Source organism: Ruminococcus sp. AM26-12LB (assembly GCF_003480785.1).
Taxonomy (GTDB): Bacteria; Bacillota; Clostridia; order Lachnospirales; family Lachnospiraceae; genus Blautia_A; species Blautia_A fusiformis.
In genome coordinates this window covers 57,942-73,154 of sequence record NZ_QUJX01000005.1, presented here as the reverse complement: position 1 = coordinate 73,154, position 15,213 = coordinate 57,942, and the positions used below count along the sequence as shown (strand labels likewise).

20 protein-coding genes and 1 pseudogene are annotated in these 15,213 nt (G+C 39.4%); 5 read left to right on the top strand and 16 right to left on the bottom strand.

Translation table 11 applies throughout. From position 1 onward, the window contains the following. Positions 1 to 64 precede the first annotated feature (64 nt). From DW694_RS04805 to DW694_RS17145, 8 genes are all read right to left on the bottom strand, one after another. The gene (locus tag DW694_RS04805; protein ID WP_059086557.1) at positions 65 to 334 is read right to left on the bottom strand and encodes an AAA family ATPase; all 270 of its coding nucleotides are present in this window, start codon (positions 332 to 334) and stop codon (positions 65 to 67) included. 434 nt (positions 335 to 768) lie between these two features. Continuing rightward, positions 769 to 1,131: a YccF domain-containing protein gene (locus DW694_RS04795; protein ID WP_059086556.1), complete on the bottom strand. Its 363-nt coding sequence runs from the start codon at positions 1,129 to 1,131 to the stop codon at positions 769 to 771. Between the two features lie 23 nt (positions 1,132 to 1,154). After that, positions 1,155 to 1,373 carry a hypothetical protein gene (locus DW694_RS04790; RefSeq protein WP_015526477.1) on the bottom strand — a complete coding sequence of 73 codons (219 nt, stop codon included), beginning with the start codon at positions 1,371 to 1,373 and terminating at the stop codon, positions 1,155 to 1,157. A 45-nt stretch (positions 1,374 to 1,418) separates the two neighbouring features. Beyond that, entirely contained in the window at positions 1,419 to 1,889 is a 471-nt protein-coding gene (locus DW694_RS04785; protein ID WP_021650109.1) for an LURP-one-related family protein, read from the bottom strand. Between the two features lie 298 nt (positions 1,890 to 2,187). Next, positions 2,188 to 2,943 (bottom strand): 4Fe-4S binding protein, encoded by a 756-nt coding sequence (locus tag DW694_RS04780; RefSeq protein ID WP_021650110.1) that lies wholly within the window; start codon positions 2,941 to 2,943, stop codon positions 2,188 to 2,190. Positions 2,944 to 3,015: 72 nt separating this feature from the next. Further along, positions 3,016 to 3,828, bottom strand: coding sequence for an alpha/beta hydrolase (locus tag DW694_RS04775; RefSeq protein ID WP_044960374.1), 813 nt, complete (start codon positions 3,826 to 3,828; stop codon positions 3,016 to 3,018). Between the two features lie 94 nt (positions 3,829 to 3,922). After that, on the bottom strand, positions 3,923 to 4,528 hold the full coding sequence (locus DW694_RS04770; RefSeq protein WP_118752617.1) for a DUF1349 domain-containing protein: 606 nt from the start codon (positions 4,526 to 4,528) through the stop codon (positions 3,923 to 3,925). Positions 4,529 to 4,553: 25 nt separating this feature from the next. Beyond that, on the bottom strand, positions 4,554 to 4,946 hold the full coding sequence (locus DW694_RS17145) for a hypothetical protein (RefSeq protein ID WP_021650113.1): 393 nt from the start codon (positions 4,944 to 4,946) through the stop codon (positions 4,554 to 4,556). A gap of 106 nt (positions 4,947 to 5,052) precedes the next feature. Here DW694_RS17145 and DW694_RS04760 point away from each other — a divergent pair, with 106 nt between their 5' ends. From DW694_RS04760 to DW694_RS04745, 3 genes and pseudogenes are all read left to right on the top strand, one after another. Beyond that, positions 5,053 to 5,337 carry a transposase gene (locus DW694_RS04760; RefSeq protein WP_021650114.1) on the top strand — a complete coding sequence of 95 codons (285 nt, stop codon included), beginning with the start codon at positions 5,053 to 5,055 and terminating at the stop codon, positions 5,335 to 5,337. Between the two features lie 378 nt (positions 5,338 to 5,715). Further along, positions 5,716 to 7,476, top strand: coding sequence for a diguanylate cyclase (locus DW694_RS04750; protein ID WP_084449113.1), 1,761 nt, complete (start codon positions 5,716 to 5,718; stop codon positions 7,474 to 7,476). A gap of 36 nt (positions 7,477 to 7,512) precedes the next feature. Then, positions 7,513 to 7,761 (top strand): annotated as a pseudogene (locus DW694_RS04745) (ATPase); the annotation flags it as partial. 262 nt (positions 7,762 to 8,023) lie between these two features. Here the strand turns inward: DW694_RS04745 and DW694_RS04740 are convergent. The 4 genes from DW694_RS04740 to DW694_RS04725 form a co-directional block, all read right to left on the bottom strand. Next, positions 8,024 to 8,233 carry a DUF6219 family protein gene (locus DW694_RS04740; RefSeq protein ID WP_008392833.1) on the bottom strand — a complete coding sequence of 70 codons (210 nt, stop codon included), beginning with the start codon at positions 8,231 to 8,233 and terminating at the stop codon, positions 8,024 to 8,026. 63 nt (positions 8,234 to 8,296) lie between these two features. Then, positions 8,297 to 9,205 (bottom strand): radical SAM mobile pair protein B, encoded by a 909-nt coding sequence (locus tag DW694_RS04735; RefSeq protein WP_021650118.1) that lies wholly within the window; start codon positions 9,203 to 9,205, stop codon positions 8,297 to 8,299. After that, entirely contained in the window at positions 9,193 to 9,882 is a 690-nt protein-coding gene (locus tag DW694_RS04730) for a radical SAM mobile pair protein A (protein WP_110104282.1), read from the bottom strand. Before DW694_RS04730 ends, DW694_RS04735 begins: the two co-directional genes overlap by 13 nt. Next, the gene (locus DW694_RS04725) at positions 9,879 to 10,316 is read right to left on the bottom strand and encodes a radical SAM mobile pair system MarR family transcriptional regulator (RefSeq protein ID WP_005608550.1); all 438 of its coding nucleotides are present in this window, start codon (positions 10,314 to 10,316) and stop codon (positions 9,879 to 9,881) included. Before DW694_RS04725 ends, DW694_RS04730 begins: the two co-directional genes overlap by 4 nt. 369 nt (positions 10,317 to 10,685) lie before the next feature. Between DW694_RS04725 and DW694_RS04715 the strand changes: the two genes are divergently transcribed. After that, positions 10,686 to 10,889: a hypothetical protein gene (locus DW694_RS04715; protein WP_044960377.1), complete on the top strand. Its 204-nt coding sequence runs from the start codon at positions 10,686 to 10,688 to the stop codon at positions 10,887 to 10,889. Positions 10,890 to 10,919: 30 nt separating this feature from the next. Here DW694_RS04715 and DW694_RS04710 read toward each other — a convergent pair whose 3' ends face one another. Next, positions 10,920 to 11,162, bottom strand: a complete 243-nt coding sequence (locus DW694_RS04710; protein ID WP_015526489.1) for a cation-transporting P-type ATPase — start codon at positions 11,160 to 11,162, stop codon at positions 10,920 to 10,922. A 330-nt stretch (positions 11,163 to 11,492) separates the two neighbouring features. On the opposite strand from DW694_RS04710, the gene DW694_RS04705 reads away from it, so the two are divergent. After that, the gene (locus DW694_RS04705) at positions 11,493 to 12,224 is read left to right on the top strand and encodes a DUF5714 domain-containing protein (RefSeq protein ID WP_059086549.1); all 732 of its coding nucleotides are present in this window, start codon (positions 11,493 to 11,495) and stop codon (positions 12,222 to 12,224) included. 33 nt (positions 12,225 to 12,257) lie between these two features. Here DW694_RS04705 and DW694_RS04700 read toward each other — a convergent pair whose 3' ends face one another. Genes DW694_RS04700 through DW694_RS04690 form a run of 3 tightly spaced genes read right to left on the bottom strand, consistent with a single transcriptional unit; the run spans position 12,258 to position 15,210 of the window. Then, positions 12,258 to 13,433 carry a DVU_1553 family AMP-dependent CoA ligase gene (locus tag DW694_RS04700; protein WP_015526491.1) on the bottom strand — a complete coding sequence of 392 codons (1,176 nt, stop codon included), beginning with the start codon at positions 13,431 to 13,433 and terminating at the stop codon, positions 12,258 to 12,260. Positions 13,434 to 13,453: 20 nt separating this feature from the next. Continuing rightward, positions 13,454 to 14,779 (bottom strand): radical SAM (seleno)protein TrsS, encoded by a 1,326-nt coding sequence (gene trsS, locus DW694_RS04695; RefSeq protein WP_110103578.1) that lies wholly within the window; start codon positions 14,777 to 14,779, stop codon positions 13,454 to 13,456. Next, the gene (locus tag DW694_RS04690; protein ID WP_021650124.1) at positions 14,776 to 15,210 is read right to left on the bottom strand and encodes a DVU_1555 family C-GCAxxG-C-C protein; all 435 of its coding nucleotides are present in this window, start codon (positions 15,208 to 15,210) and stop codon (positions 14,776 to 14,778) included. The genes trsS and DW694_RS04690 overlap by 4 nt, the downstream gene beginning before the upstream one ends. Between the last annotated feature and the right edge of the window lie 3 nt (positions 15,211 to 15,213).

Below are 15,213 nucleotides of genomic sequence, written 5' to 3'. Positions count from 1 at the left end.
CGATAACCTCCAAATTCAAAGTTATAAATATCAGTTTCCCCACTCTCTCATGGTCTGCAATATTTTATCTAATGCTTTTGCACTTTCCGTCATCAAATACGGACATAGCCATAACCATATTATCTACTTTTAGATCACTGGAAAAAATATCCATCGCAGAAGGTATCTGTTTAAAATTAATTTCAATAATTTCTTCATAGTTCTCTTCTGCAAATCTTTCAACTATATATGTTTTTCCTGTTTGTCTGGCTCCCTGAATTACAAGACATTTTTTGTTTTTTGAATCTACCCATTTTTTATGTAATGCGTCACTTTTCTTTTTAACATAAAACATCTCCTGTTACCAAATAATATTTTTATCAAGAACAACTTTGTAACATTTTTAATTACTATATTTCTTTTATCATCAACATTTTAGAATATTATATCATTGATCAATATATATTAAATGACTTTTTCCATTTCATACAATCTCTTCTGAAGCTCCGGTTCAAAGAAATTCTACATTCCTTCATCAAAGCTTATGAAAGGCTTCTCCATATCTTCAGTTGTGAAAATCAGGGCATTTTCGTTACTTTTCTTAACCGCACAGTCTGTGAAATTTTTAAATTCCTTATCAGTGACCGGCTGCTGCATATGCTTAACATCAAACAATACTTCTGTGTCAACCAGACTGTTTCCTGTTCAGGGTTTATTTGAACTCCAATATTAATATTACCATCTGTGAATAATATTATTTCATTTTTCATCAATAAGACCTTACACATTCTACCCTATCACACTCGCACCAAATGGCATGAAAGAGAGTCTTGCCATCTTGAAGAACTGCTTTCCAAATGGAATTCCAACTATCGTAATGCACCAAATACAACCCACTATCAGGTTTCCAAGTGCCATTTCCCATCCAAAAAATATAATCCATATAAGATTTACCAGAAATGAAAACATGCCATTTCCATACACGATTTCTTTTCCAAACGGCCAAAATGCCAAGGTTGCAAATTTAAAACATTGCAGACCTACCGGAATTCCAATAATTGTAATACACCATATGCAACCTGCAAAAATCCATGCCAGTCCGCCCAGTAATCCTCCAAATATAAACCAAAGGATATTACCTATAGTTCTCATGACAACATCTCCTCATCCAATGTCTAATATTCTTTTGCAATTTCCTCTGTTATCTCATATATCTCTTTGAATTTTTCTAAGTCCTCTGGAGATCTGATCAGCATGATTTCTTCGATTTTTCCGGTCCGTATGTCTTTGAACCCTGCTACTTCTTCTCCAGTACAAATGCTTGCACGAATAACTGGTTTCATATGTTCTCGGTCATATGTTTTTTTCACGATTTTCTTTTTAAATAATCCCATGCTACCTCCCCATCTCCGAATATCTTCGGTAACAAGATCAACTATCTAATTCCTGGAACATTTTTCTGCATCAATCGCAAGTACGAACATCAACGCATCCAATGCATTTCCTGGATCCTGCACATCAATAACATATGTATCAGTCATATGAAACAGTTCTTTACTAACCCGTGCAATTGAATAACCGCTTTGATTAAGAATGCTATAGTCCCATTCCATAATGGTTCCATCAATATGCCATCCATTGTAATCAATATTATAATGTGGCGTCAGGAATGAGAATTCTTTGCTCAGGCATCCGATATAACTGCCGTTTTTATAAATTTCAAATTTAGGAAGAAAAGTAAGTACTTTCTGAACAACCATTCCTACTTCATTTCCATAGGCATCATAAATTACAAGTTTATGTCCCCAGGACAACTGGCCTTTTACTACATAAACAGTGTTGCCTGCTTCATCATAGATATCATAGCTGTCAAACCATGAAAACAGCCTTTGTTTAAACAATAACTTCATAACTTTTCACCGCTCTCTCCAACAGATATAATTGGTTCTTTATAAGTATCATAATACCATGCCGGAACACCTTAAAAAATATGTAAATCGAAGAATTAACTCATCTTATTTCACGGATTATGATAAAACACATATTACCAGCTATAAATCTCTACTTGTTCACAAAAAGATATAAAAAAGACCATCTACTGCTTGTTTACGGTAAATGATCTTTTCATTGCAATATTTAATTAAATATCATACTGAGCCGATTGTTCACGTATCAATTTACATGTTTCTCATTGTATTGCTCGCCCTATTATAAATACAATTTGTTTTCCTTCCTACTGGAACAAACCTTTTTCATTTTCAGTCCAGCGATAAAACTGACAAGCTTACTGTAATTTCTTGCTTTCTTCGGACAGACTGCTACACAGTGCATACAAGAAATACACTTATCCTTATCGGTCATCTTCGGATTGTCCAACGGAATGGCACCTGCCGGGCATTCTTTTGCGCACAGACCGCAGGAAGTGCATTTTCCATTTGCAACAGGTTTGAGTGGAACACCACCATATTCTCGATATGGTCTGTTTCCCGGAAATGCAGGTGTCCTTTGTGCTTCGCTGTTTTGCATAATCTTTGCGGCAAATTCCAGCAATTCCTTTTCATCCTGCTGATCCGGGCGTCCGGTTCCAAATTGGTGCATCAGGGAATGCTCTGCGACTGCCTCCATTCCTGCGATACATACAAATCCTGATGCCTCCAGAACATCCTGTAGTTCCAATAGAGTATCATCAATCATACGGTTTCCAAATACTGCCACAAGAATTGCTTTCGTACCATCTGCCTTTACTTTGCGGAACATATCCGTTACAACTGATGGAATGCGTCCACCGTAAGACGGTACAGCAACCAAACATAGGTCCTTTTTTTCAAATTTCACCTTCATGAGTTTATTTGGTTCTTTAATTAGGTCGATTTCTTCAGCATCCAGCTTCGTCCCTTTCGCAACAATATCTGCTACTTTCTCTGTACCTCCTGTCGGGCTGAAAAATATGTTATAAAATCTCATAATGATCCTCCTACTGATTCCGATTTGTTTATTGTCCTTTTATAACGGTTGACCAATTGTTTTCAATAGTCTTTATATGTTTGAAAGGAATTCTTCTATCAAACTATTTATCATCTCCGGTTTATCTGTATTAGAATTATGACCGGCCCCTTCAATCCACTTTAAAGGAATTTTCGTTTTTCGATGCCATTCTCTGTTATACCTTATGCATGAACCGGCATGATCCTTTGTACCACATATCAACAGGGAAGGACATTTGATTTCATATGGCAGATCCTTTTCCATTGCCTCTGCCAGAATACGAAATCCATGCCCGGCAATTTGGGCATAACGATGCTGATCACCATCATAGACCAGCATCATTTCCTTCATCAGATTTCTGCCATACTCAGAAGTTGCAACTCCCTCAGTTCCGGATTTCAAAAGCAACTTCCATGGGTAATGTGCATATACTGGTTCCATTTTTTTCAGAAGCCAGATCTCCACTGCTGTCACATAGTTCCTCTGCAGCGGTGCTGAATCAATGGAAATAAAACCTGCCAGCCGGTCAGGATACAATTGTGCATAAGCCTGTCCCACATATCCTCCCATTGATTGACCTATTATAATTGGTTTTATGATTTCTTCTTTTTCAAGAATCCCATTCAGCCATTTTGCCTTATCAAACAGATCAAAGTCAAAGCGGAACGGCCAGGAAGAGGCATGAGCCGGTGCATCCCATACAATAATATTATATTTTCCATCGAAGTACTCAACCTGTTTATCAAATAATCTATGGTCAGCAGTCAGCCCTGGTAAAAATACAAGCGTCGTTGTATCCAAACTCAGATTATTTGACCAATAGTGAATTGTTCCGCAAGGAGTTTGATATGTACTTTCCTTCAACAAATCCACCTCCGCAATTTTCATTTTTCTCAGTTACACAACCTGAAAAACTTTAACTATTTTCATATTGGTTTTTTATATCAAATACAGTCTGCTACATCTCATCCGGCTTTTGACCATCGTGGGCTTTCCATTGACACTCCGTCAATTTCATATCTGTAAATACCGCTTTAAACGATGAATCTTCCGGACTGCATGCATAAATTCCAAATTTGATTTTTCCTGCACCAGCCCACATATGACAAATCCTCATTTGCTTAAACCGTATTCCATCCTCAGAACATTCAATGCAATAATCATCTTCACGTCTACTGAGACGATACCACATAGATTTAATCTCTGCATCAATTTCCGTAGTTGCCCAATCTGAATATCCATTGTTTGTCACAACACTTCCCAGGTGCTGAAAATTGTCATTCTCATATTCTATAGGACCTTTCAACCAATTCTCACTGTCAAGATACATAACCACACCGCACTGATCAAAGCGATGATGGCTTTCCTTAAAATCTGTTTTCACCATAAATGAAAAAAACTTTTCCTCTGTTTCTATCTGCAAAACCGGAGCATTATCATTGCGGAAATGATAGTAAGTTCTTTGCCACAAATCAGTTCCAGGCTGTGTGATAATCTCAATTTTGTCATCTGTCAGCGTGTAATCATCAGGTTCTCTCGTCCACTTAAAATCTTTTATATTCATCTCATTATCCCTCCAAATTCCGATTTCACGACATCATTTCTAATACAGATTTTACCGTACTTTTTAATCTCAGTCCATCCTTTATACCCAGGCGATAAAAAAACTCTTCTGTCTCTGCTCCGCTGGCAAATATTTCATCACAATACTTCGTAAGCACTTCCTCTTGTTCCGGAGACAGTGTTTCCAAAAGCTTCTGGTATTCCTTCTCTATATTTTCATTAAATGGCTGTGTATCTTGATTTGATTTACATTCAGAATATGCTTTGCTCATACGATTGGAGAACATCTTATCAACAGACTCCTCTACGTCTTTTGACATCTTTGAGGGAGACTCTTGCTTTTGAACTTTTTCGTTCTTCGCTTTTTCAAGTGTTGACTCGTCAATATAGTGAATAATTTCTCTCAGATTTGCCTTCATAGATTGCAGGTATTGGTGCTAGAATATAAATAGTACAAACCAAAATGAGAAATTCCAAATACACATAAGCATGATACAATAGAGGCATGCTGAAGGAAGATCTCATATGGCAAAGCAACATGACAAACAATTTAAACTTGATGCAGTCCAGTACTATCAGGATCACAAAGATCTCGGAGTACGTGGATGTGCAGAAAATCTTGGCATCGGATACAGCACATTAACAAAATGGCTAAAAGACTTCCGGGAATCAGGTGATATTCCTGTTCGTGGTTCTGGTAATTATGCATCTGATGAGCAGAAGGAAATTGCCCGTCTCAGACGTGAATTACGTGATGCCCAAGATGCACTTGATGTGTTAGAAAAAGCAATCAACATTCTGGGAAAATGACGGAAGCCATTTATCTTGAAGTGTCTGAGAAGACGGAAGCTGCCAAAAAGGCTGGACGTCGGGTTTCCGTCTTCGGAATGTTGAAATTTTTAGGTGTCTCTCGCTCAGGATATCTTGCATGGCTCCACCACGTACCTTCTGATACAGAAAAACGTCGTAAAGCTGTAAAAGCAAAAATACAGGATATTTATGATGATTCCAAGGCTCCTTCTTAAAATATATAGATTTCACAAATCCCTATCGATATATATTCTTCTGTCATAGATGTATAAAGATTTTGCACAGTTCGTTTTTTTCATAAAACTTATTCTGTTTTTCAACTTCTGTGATATAATGCTTTATTATAATAATTCCCATGAACAGAATAAGGTGAACCAAGTGAAAAAGAAAACACTTGTGCCTCTTATCACTTTTTTACTGGGCATATGCCTTATTAGTTTGATTGTATACAAAACAGACACCCACGAAAAAGAGCAGAGACACATAACAGCACAATTAAACGTAGCCACCTATGGCGAACAAATAAAGAATGAAATTACAAATGGAATTGAGATCACAGATACCTTGAAGCAAATCTTAATAAGTGAAGATGGCGAAATCCGTCAGTTTGAAACAATTGCAGGAAATCTTATGTCTGATTCTATTGAAAGTGTACAGCTCGCTCCTAATGGTGTTGTTACAGATATTTATCCGGCTAATGAAAATGAGGCAGGTAAGATTGATTTGATCCATGATAAAGACCGCGGAAAAATTTCCTGTTACGCAAGAGACAACCATACAATCATTACGCAGGGCCCCTTCAAATTAAAACAGGGAGGATATGGAATTGCAGTCCGCAATCCCATATACCTGAAAGATAAAAACGGACATGAGTATTTCTGGGGATTTACTATTGTTATCCTGCGTGTTCCGGATATTTTTTCAGATTCAATCAGTGCACTTTCAAATTTTGGATACGAATACAAAATTTCAAAAACAGACGCTCCATGGAGTGATACTTATAAAGTGGTTTATCAATCAGATGGGCAAATAAATCGTCCTGTTTCTTATACATTTACAATAGGAGACGAAAACTGGAAATTTGAAGTAACTCCTAAAAGTGGATGGAGAAATGCCACATTACTGGTAATCATCATCGGAATTTTTCTTACAATAAGCCTTCTCCTGTCAGTTCTTACCAGAGTATGGTTAGTAGCAAAAGAACATAAGAAAAAGTTTCAGATACTGGCGCGCACAGACTCTCTTACAAATATTTATAACCGCTATGGATTTGATGAATTTGCAGAAAAAATGATTCAAAAAAATCCAAAAACACATTTTGTGGCTGCGCTCCTTGATATCGATGATTTCAAGTTTATTAATGATATCTATGGACATAATTACGGAGACAGGGCACTAAAGAATCTTGCAGACAGCATGAAGACTTTTTTCCCATCCGATGCATTACTTGGAAGAAATGGTGGTGACGAATTCTGCATTCTTTTACCAAATTGTACCTTTGCAGAAGCAGATATACAGCTGCAGAAATTCACCAAACTTCCTAAATCATTCTCATACCATGGTAAGGAACATGCATTTTATATTTCTCTAGGATATGCAGAATATCCAACATTTGCATCCAATCGTTCACAACTCATGCGCTGCGCAGATGCCGCTCTTTATGAAATAAAGCTTCATGGAAAAAATGGATGTATGGTCTACAGAGAAGGACTTCCGTCAGGTGCCCGCAAACAACTTGGATTCGCATTCAAGGATATCTCTGAACATCTTCCAGGTGCATTCATCATATACAGAGCTGACAAAGAAGATGATGAACTAATTTTTGCAAATGATGAATTTCTTCATATGTCCGGATATAAAGATATAGATGAACTGTTCAGACTTACTGAGAAAAGTTTTCGCAACTTGATTCGTGAAGATGAACAGCAACAGATAGAATCAAGTATCTGGGAACAGATTGACAACGGCAATGAAAATGACTATACTCACTTTCATCTTCGAAAAGCTGACGGAACTTATTTTTCTGTTCTTGATCATGGAAGAATTGTAGAGAGCCCGCAATACGGGAAAGTATTTTATGTATTGTTCATGGATTGGGAAGATATGCATATTCGTTACAATGATAAATTCGCAAGATAAAATATTGCAAAAAACAGAGCGTATGATCTATTTTCATATAATGTTTATGTCGGCAAGCTCTATCAAAAGGAAACCGACTTTATTGCTCAGAGAAGCAACGAGAAGTTTTATATTCAGATCAGCGACAACATTTCCGGGCAGTAAACATTTGAGAGAGAATGCTTTCCTCGGCTTCAGATTCGAGATGCTTATCCGAAAATGATTATTGCTAGAACCAAACATCCCCAATATAGCTATGAAGGAATCGTAATTTACGATATAGCCGATTGGTTACTACAAGAATAAGCAAGGCGAAATATCTCCAGCATTCTCTTTTGAAATGATGGAGATATTTTTATTATGACGGAGATTGCAGATGAATTCAGACGAAGCATCCTATGAAAAGAGTTTTATATGGATGTACTGAACTGTGATCCGATGTCTTTTGACAAGGAATGCAAACTGACTATTTGGTGGCTACACCCCCCAAGCCCCTGTAGAATAAATAACGCCAGTACTGGATATCAAAAATCCCGCACCGGCGTTATTTATTAAAATATTTTGTTTTTTAATCTTCAACACTCTCTACTGAAACTTCTTTTTTCTTCCTACTTTTACCAGAAATCATCTTGTGTCCTGTATAAATAGCCATAATCATGCAAAGCAAAGAACTTGCTGCAAAGTACTTATGGCCTTCTTTTGATCCCTTATAACCTGTATAAAAAGTTCCAAGCATTGTAATCAGTGCACCGATAGACCAATATTTATGTGATTTCATTCAGATACCTCCTGCCGTTTTTCTTAATCATATACCTTTTAAAAGATATATACAAACTGGAAGTTAGCGATTTCTTTTTCCGGTATTCTCTGTCCCACGGATTTCCTCATGATAGAAATAATCTACGATCACCGGATGTCCCTGCGGGACTCTGCCATAAGGCATTTCATTATCCACAAAGGCACAATCATACTTCTTAGCCATTTTCTCAGCTTTTACTTCAAGTGCTTCAAAGTAGTTGCGGTTATGCTTGTTATAGATCTCGTCGTAAAGTGGTACAAGATCAGGATATTTTCCGGCGATATAATTCATAATTGTCTTTTTGAAACCGCCTCGAAGATTGAGATTTTCGAGCCAGAACAGATCGCACTGATCCTTTACCCGCTCAAAGATTGCTTCAAAATCCGTGATACCGGGAAATACCGGGGATACGAAACAGACTGTACGGATACCTGCCTCATATACCTGCTTCATAGCAGCGATACGGTGCTCAATGCTCGAAGCAGAGTCCATATCGTTCTTAAAATTTTCATCTAGTGTGTTGATTGACCATGAAACGGTTACACGTCCAAGCTTCTTCAGTAAATCAATATCTCGTACCACAAGATCCGACTTTGTGCAGATCAGAATATCTGCGTCACTGCCGATCAGCTGCTCCAAAAGTTTTCTGGTATTCCCGAATTGCTCCTCCTGTGGATTGTAGCCATCTGTCACAGAACCGATGACCACCCGCTGTCCGGCATATTTCTTCGGATTTTTAATTTCCGTCCAATGCTTCACATCAAGGAAAGTGCCCCATTCCTCCTTGTGCCCGGTAAAGCGCTTCATAAAAGAAGCATAGCAATACTTGCAGGCATGTGTACAGCCCACATAGGGATTGACCGAGTAACCGCCTACCGGCAGACTAGACTTAGTCATGATGTTCTTTGTTTCCACCTCACGAATGAGGATTCCATTTATTACTTCTTCCATGATTTCTGTACCTCTAACACTTTATTAAATTCTTCCGGCATTTCCTGAATCATATTTTCATCCCCTATGATAGGGACAAGGTCTTCCTTCATAAACACCGGAATGCCAAGCTTATGTGCCTGGTCCGCCAGAGACCATGCCCATTCCGGCTCCGTATGAATCTTCCTGCTCTGAGCTCCGGTCATGGTGCCCACAACGATCCAATTGATTCCGGAAAGGTCAACTGTGCCGAGATCGTCGAATAACGGCTCAAAGGTAACATGGTAATGTTTTGCTCTGACGTTTTTCCGAAGGGCGTCGATACGCCACAGTTCTGCTTTCCTCGTCACCGTAACGCCAAACCATGCGTTTTCCAAATCGGTATCAAAATCCAGCAAATCAGGTCGCTTGGTAAGGAACAGGAACTGATGCTGTGGATTTTCACGGATCTTTGCAAATACCTCGTCTCTCCATTCCGGCTTCCATCCGGAGAGATCGCTCATCCCGGTAAGAAGAAAGTTCTGCGGACGTTTCTTTTCCATCATCTTGAGCTTACCCGGAAAGAATTCAGGGTCAGCGAAGTCATCAATCATATGCCAGCGTTTCACGTTGTTGCGGGCATAGCAATATGTACACCCCACTGTGCAGCCAATGACGATATTCATGTTCTGAATCTGATCTTTGATACAAATACTCATGACTTCTGCCACTCCTCAAGATTCTTTCTGATGCGGTCGAGACATTTCTCAAACCGGGTAATTTCTTCCTCTGAAAAACCTTTGTAGTAAATACTGCCCATCTCATCAGATACAGAATCGTACTCGCCCTTTAAGGCATGTGCTTTCTCAGTCAGAAACAGGAGTGTTTTCCTTTTGTCCGTTTCAGACTGAACACGGCTTATCAGCCCTTGATTTTCCATTCTTTCCAGCATCGTAGTAAGAGATGTTATCGCTAATCCGCATTTAGTCGAGAGTGACCTGATTGAGATACCATCCTCCTGCCACAGCACATAAAGAATACGTCCCTGGGCTCCATTAAACGCATCAATATTCTTTTCACTGAGAATCTTCTCAAAAATCCGGTCTCCAAGCTGTTTTATTTTTGTGACAAGAAATCCTCCATTCATTTCCATGCAAAATCTCCTATATAGTAGTTTATTAAAAACATACTATATAGGAGCTTTATTGTCAAGAGTTTATATGTCTTAATAGGTAAATTCCATTTTTTCAATTCTCCAAACTGGAATTTGACTTGCCTATTTTCTTAAAATCTCATGTGGAGCTTCTATTTCATTTGCCAAGGTATGCTCTGTTAACTCTGACATTCCATTGTGCATTGTTGATTTCAAAACATTGGAAATTTACTCACTACATGATTACTGGAGATCATATTTTGTCCGAGATTATTATGTAGAAATGGATTTTGATGATAATATAGTAAGAACAGAAGTATTTTATTTGCCAGAACGTCAATAACAAATATGGGAAAGAGATGGTACTACATGGGAATAATTAAATATTTTAGAAAAAAGTACTGGGAAGCAGCCATTTTCAGAGGTGGGCGACGTATACCATTTACCTGTGATGGATTAACAGCTGTTCCTGATAGCGCCTATGCATTGTTTACTGAAAAAGAGTTAGAAAAAATTTACGAAGAAAGAGATATTTTTCATGAGCGGCTAATGCATATGATTGATTCTTTTTAATCACATGTACATCAGAGTTTTATATATTACTTATGATATTGTGCCGGCTTTGTCGCTTTGTATCAGCCGAATGAATACAAGAAAAGGAGCTGTCGGGAAATAGACAGCTCCTTCAAAGAAAATCTGCAGGATACCTTTCTTCTTTCCTTCTGTAAGTTCATTCCACCCACACTTTTCTCTGGATCTTTTCACCTGTTCACTTGTAAGCCCAGATTTCTTGCCATTCACCCTTTCAAGAACCTCTTCTACCGTCTGCTGATAAATTTCCTTCATCACTTCCGCCTCATCGTTTCTAAGTATTTACTACCTGAATTTCTTATGCAATGAAAGACCTCTTTGAAAAAAATATAAAAAAAAGACCTTCATTGCATAATAAAAAATGCAATAAAAGTCTCACCATTTCCTTATGATACCGGATGCTTCCACCGTACTGACAACATCACAAACGCAATTTGTTAAGCGCAGGTTACTCCCCTTTATTGGATAAAATCATATACCCAAAGTAACATGATTGTCAAGATACTTTATCATTACTTTTTCATTTTATGTTATACTTTTTACATCGTTAACACTATTAAAATAAATTCTCCGGAGGTGAATCAAATGGATCATACGAATAATTCCTGTTGTTGTGGTGAAGCGGAACATTTTTCCGGATGTCTGATTTGTGGTGCTCCTATTACGTATCGTGCTGAAAGCTCTATTCAGACGTGTAGTATCTGCCATAAAGAGCAATTAACCAATGCGGTCTGTGAAAATAGTCACTTTATCTGTGATGCCTGTCACAGCTATGGCACATATGCTCCGGTAATCGCAGCGCTCAGAGACAGTACCGAAAAAGATGCTTTGCTTCTTCTGGAAAAAATTATGGATCTTCCATCTGTACATATGCATGGACCAGAGCATCATGCAATTGTTCCGTGCGTTCTTCTGACAGCGTTTCGCAATAATGGAGAACATATGGATTACGATGCTGCACTATCTGAAATCTGTAAAAGAGCGAAGCAGGTTCCGGGCGGTACCTGTGGTTACTGGGGTGTCTGTGGAGCTGCTGCCGGAGCCGGTATTTTCATGTCCGTTATGACTGGATCCAGTCCACTTCACAAAGATGCATGGCCGTTTCCTCAAAAACTTGTTTCCATTATTTTATCCAGACTGGCAGATGTTGGTGGACCTCGCTGCTGCAAACGTACCAGCAGAATTGCCATTGAAGAAGCCGTTCATTTTTACAGTCAGTTTTGTTCTGTAAACATTCCGTTGTCTTCTATAACGTGTAAATACTGCGAAGATAATCGCGAATGTATCCAGGAAGATTGTCCATACTATCCCGAATAACAGGCAAGGCAGTGATTCCATGATACCACGAAATCACTGCCTTGTAACTCGTTTGCCAGGATACAGCGCCCCATCTTCCCACTTTGCTTTTTTGCAGTTCCATGAACGAATATCCTTCTCTTCCAAAACACTCCTGATTCGTTCTTCTCCATTGTCCGATGTAAAAAGCGCTGTAATTTCCTTTTTTCCATCTACAATTTTCACACAATAATCTACCAGTTCCGGAATCTCAAACAGTAATTCATCCATCTCTCTGATACTTCCCAATGGATCCATCCGCTTTACAAAGTCCAGGCGTTTTATTTCACTTCCACAGAGGCATCTTCCTGGAATGATCCTTGACCAGTCACCGGTTCGATATCGAATCAACGGCTGTGCTTCCATTCCAATGGTTGTAATCACCAGTTCTCCCCATTTACCGTCCGGCAGCACATTTCCGTTCTCATCTATAATCTCTGTAATACAATGGTTTTCCCGCATATGCATGCCCTCATGCGCCGTGCAGCAAATGGCACCTCCAAGCCCCATCTCTCTAGAACCATAGTGCGGCCAAAGTCGTGTTTGCAGAATTTCTTCGATTGCTTTCATGACAGTTTTCGGACAGGCATCTCCGGATACCAGTGCTCTTTTTATACTGCCTTTTCCGCACATTCGAAGCATGGAAAGCAATGCCGTCGGCATTCCCACATACGTATCCGGCTGCTCCTCTTCCAGAATCCTGTTCAGTTCGCCATAAGTTCTTCCTGTCCCGGTTGAAAGAGGTTTTGCTCCCAGACGTCTGATTGCCTCCGCGATCAGTTCTCCTAATCCAAAAGGACCTGAAAATGGCATAGCCACCATCGTTATACTTCCAGGATAAATAAATTCACCCAGACCTGCCATAAAAAGTTCTATGGTGTGTTCACAGTCTCCCTCTGTATAGAATACACGTTTACCGGCACCGGTAGTTCCGCTTGTCTGTTCTGATATCACTTTCTGGACTTCCCCCTGGGAGCAAAGCAGCATCCTGCCTCCATCTCGTGCCAGATCTGTTTCTGTCGTAAAAGGAAGGCTTCTCAAATCTATCAGGCTTTCCAGTCTTTCCGGCAAATCTCGGTAAAAACCCTCTCGTTCTTTCTCTCTCTTCAGTACAATATTTAATTTCTCCAGCTGTATTCTGTGTATTTCATCTCTTGTAATCTCTGTAATACCTTCCTGCTTACAGATCATTGCATCTATATTCGATCGTTTCACTTTCTGTATAAATATATTCCTTTCGAATTCGTCAGATTATATGCACAAAACGGCACCATTCCATAATCAGAATCCACCTCGCAGATATAACATCTTTTCAGACGTTCAAGATCCAGATTCCATGCATCCTGAAAAATCATCCCTGATACTGCAAAAGTTTCATTATGAACCCGGATCAGGAATTCATCCAGCGCATCTGTCTGTGTCATTTCTCCATCATCAAATTTTTTTGTGCTATAGCTCCACTGATTTTCCACATACTGTCTGGAATTATCGCTGGTAGTACAACAACATCCTCTGCCTGATTTCTTTTCCAAAAGTTTCAGTTCCCTCTCACCTTTTTTCAGATAACTTGCATGAAAAGAACAGTATGGATTCTCTGCTCCACCACCGGCGAAATCCTTGCTTTTCATAAGCCCGTCAGTCTGTTCCTCGATCAGCTTCAACATCTTTGGTATGGTAATCGGAGCTTGTGGACGCTGCTGAGAACATCTGCCAAAATAGCTGATCGGCTGGAAATGTACTCCTCTTACAAATGGCATATGATCCATCGCAAACTTCAGAATATCTCCAACCTGCATGTCATTTACTCCTGGCGCAATGACAGGTACCAGGGCAATTCCCAGTTCCGCTTCCGAACAGTTTAACACAGCCTTTTCTTTCAGTTCTATCATAGAGCGTCCGCGCAATGTCTGATACACATCATCTGTGACACCGTCAAACTGAAGAAATACTGTATTCAGTCCTGCTTTTTTTAGTTTTCTGGCATATCCTGCTTCCTGCGCAAGACGGATTCCATTGGTATTCAATTGAAAAAATGTAAACCCTTTTTCTCTACCCATATGTATGATCTCCGGAAGATCCTCCCGCATGGTTGGTTCTCCACCTGAGAGCTGAATATTGAATGGTCCTCCATGATCCATCAGAAAATCATATTGCTTTTCTATTTCATCAATTGAAAGATCACCGTTTTCCAGACATTCTCCTGCCGAAGCAAAGCAGACCGGGCAGTGTATATTGCAGCGCTTTGTCACTTCCAGTATCATACAACAGCCTTTTCGTTCGTGCTCCTCACAGAGTCCACAATTATCCGGGCAGGATTTCTCTTTGATTTTGGGATTTACCGGAGTCTCCGCAGACAGGTTTTCTCTTCCCCAGGAAAGATACTCTGCTGCCGTTCCTTCCCAGATCAGTGTCTGAAACTTTCCGTGGATATCACATTCTTTCACCAGATAAATGCCATCTTCACCGATACATTTTTTAGCCGTAAGTACTTTCATACATATCGGGCATACACTTTTTGTTTTACCCAGCGTAATCATAGTTCCAATATTCCCCGTTCTGTCAGTATTTCTATCACTTTCGTATAAGTATCTGCAATCAGCGCAGGACATTGCTCCATAATCACTCCCCAATCCAAATTAGAAGTGATATCCTTACAATAAAAAGCACCAAATTCTTCTTCGGTCTTCTTATGGAACCACTGATATAATTCCTGCACAGCCGGTTTCATCTGTATATCTTCTTTCTCCTGCGGAGCCAGATTGCCAAGGAACAAACCTATCGCACAGGCTCCTCCTGTCAGGCAGCCACAGGTATCTCCACAGTAACCGATCCCACCGCCAAGACCTCCCAGAGCCTTTACAAGCTGTGGATTTTCCTCACCTATGGCTTCCAGTGTCATAATCATAACCATTTGTGAGCAATGATAACCCATACTGCTAAGTTCTATGATTCTTTCATAAAGATCCATGTG

Coding starts and splice junctions, on each gene's coding strand:
- DW694_RS04805 (WP_059086557.1), bottom strand. CDS start 334: ATGTTTTATGTTAAAAAGAAAAGTGACGCATTACATAAAAAATGGGTA.
- DW694_RS04795 (WP_059086556.1), bottom strand. CDS start 1,131: ATGAGAACTATAGGTAATATCCTTTGGTTTATATTTGGAGGATTACTG.
- DW694_RS04790 (WP_015526477.1), bottom strand. CDS start 1,373: ATGGGATTATTTAAAAAGAAAATCGTGAAAAAAACATATGACCGAGAA.
- DW694_RS04785 (WP_021650109.1), bottom strand. CDS start 1,889: ATGAAGTTATTGTTTAAACAAAGGCTGTTTTCATGGTTTGACAGCTAT.
- DW694_RS04780 (WP_021650110.1), bottom strand. CDS start 2,943: ATGAGATTTTATAACATATTTTTCAGCCCGACAGGAGGTACAGAGAAA.
- DW694_RS04770 (WP_118752617.1), bottom strand. CDS start 4,528: ATGAATATAAAAGATTTTAAGTGGACGAGAGAACCTGATGATTACACG.
- DW694_RS17145 (WP_021650113.1), bottom strand. CDS start 4,946: ATGAAGGCAAATCTGAGAGAAATTATTCACTATATTGACGAGTCAACA.
- DW694_RS04760 (WP_021650114.1), top strand. CDS start 5,053: ATGGCAAAGCAACATGACAAACAATTTAAACTTGATGCAGTCCAGTAC.
- DW694_RS04740 (WP_008392833.1), bottom strand. CDS start 8,233: ATGAAATCACATAAATATTGGTCTATCGGTGCACTGATTACAATGCTT.
- DW694_RS04735 (WP_021650118.1), bottom strand. CDS start 9,205: ATGGAAGAAGTAATAAATGGAATCCTCATTCGTGAGGTGGAAACAAAG.
- DW694_RS04730 (WP_110104282.1), bottom strand. CDS start 9,882: ATGAGTATTTGTATCAAAGATCAGATTCAGAACATGAATATCGTCATT.
- DW694_RS04725 (WP_005608550.1), bottom strand. CDS start 10,316: ATGGAAATGAATGGAGGATTTCTTGTCACAAAAATAAAACAGCTTGGA.
- DW694_RS04715 (WP_044960377.1), top strand. CDS start 10,686: ATGGGAATAATTAAATATTTTAGAAAAAAGTACTGGGAAGCAGCCATT.
- DW694_RS04710 (WP_015526489.1), bottom strand. CDS start 11,162: ATGAAGGAAATTTATCAGCAGACGGTAGAAGAGGTTCTTGAAAGGGTG.
- DW694_RS04705 (WP_059086549.1), top strand. CDS start 11,493: ATGGATCATACGAATAATTCCTGTTGTTGTGGTGAAGCGGAACATTTT.
- DW694_RS04700 (WP_015526491.1), bottom strand. CDS start 13,433: ATGATCTGTAAGCAGGAAGGTATTACAGAGATTACAAGAGATGAAATA.
- trsS (WP_110103578.1), bottom strand. CDS start 14,779: ATGATTACGCTGGGTAAAACAAAAAGTGTATGCCCGATATGTATGAAA.
- DW694_RS04690 (WP_021650124.1), bottom strand. CDS start 15,210: ATGGATCTTTATGAAAGAATCATAGAACTTAGCAGTATGGGTTATCAT.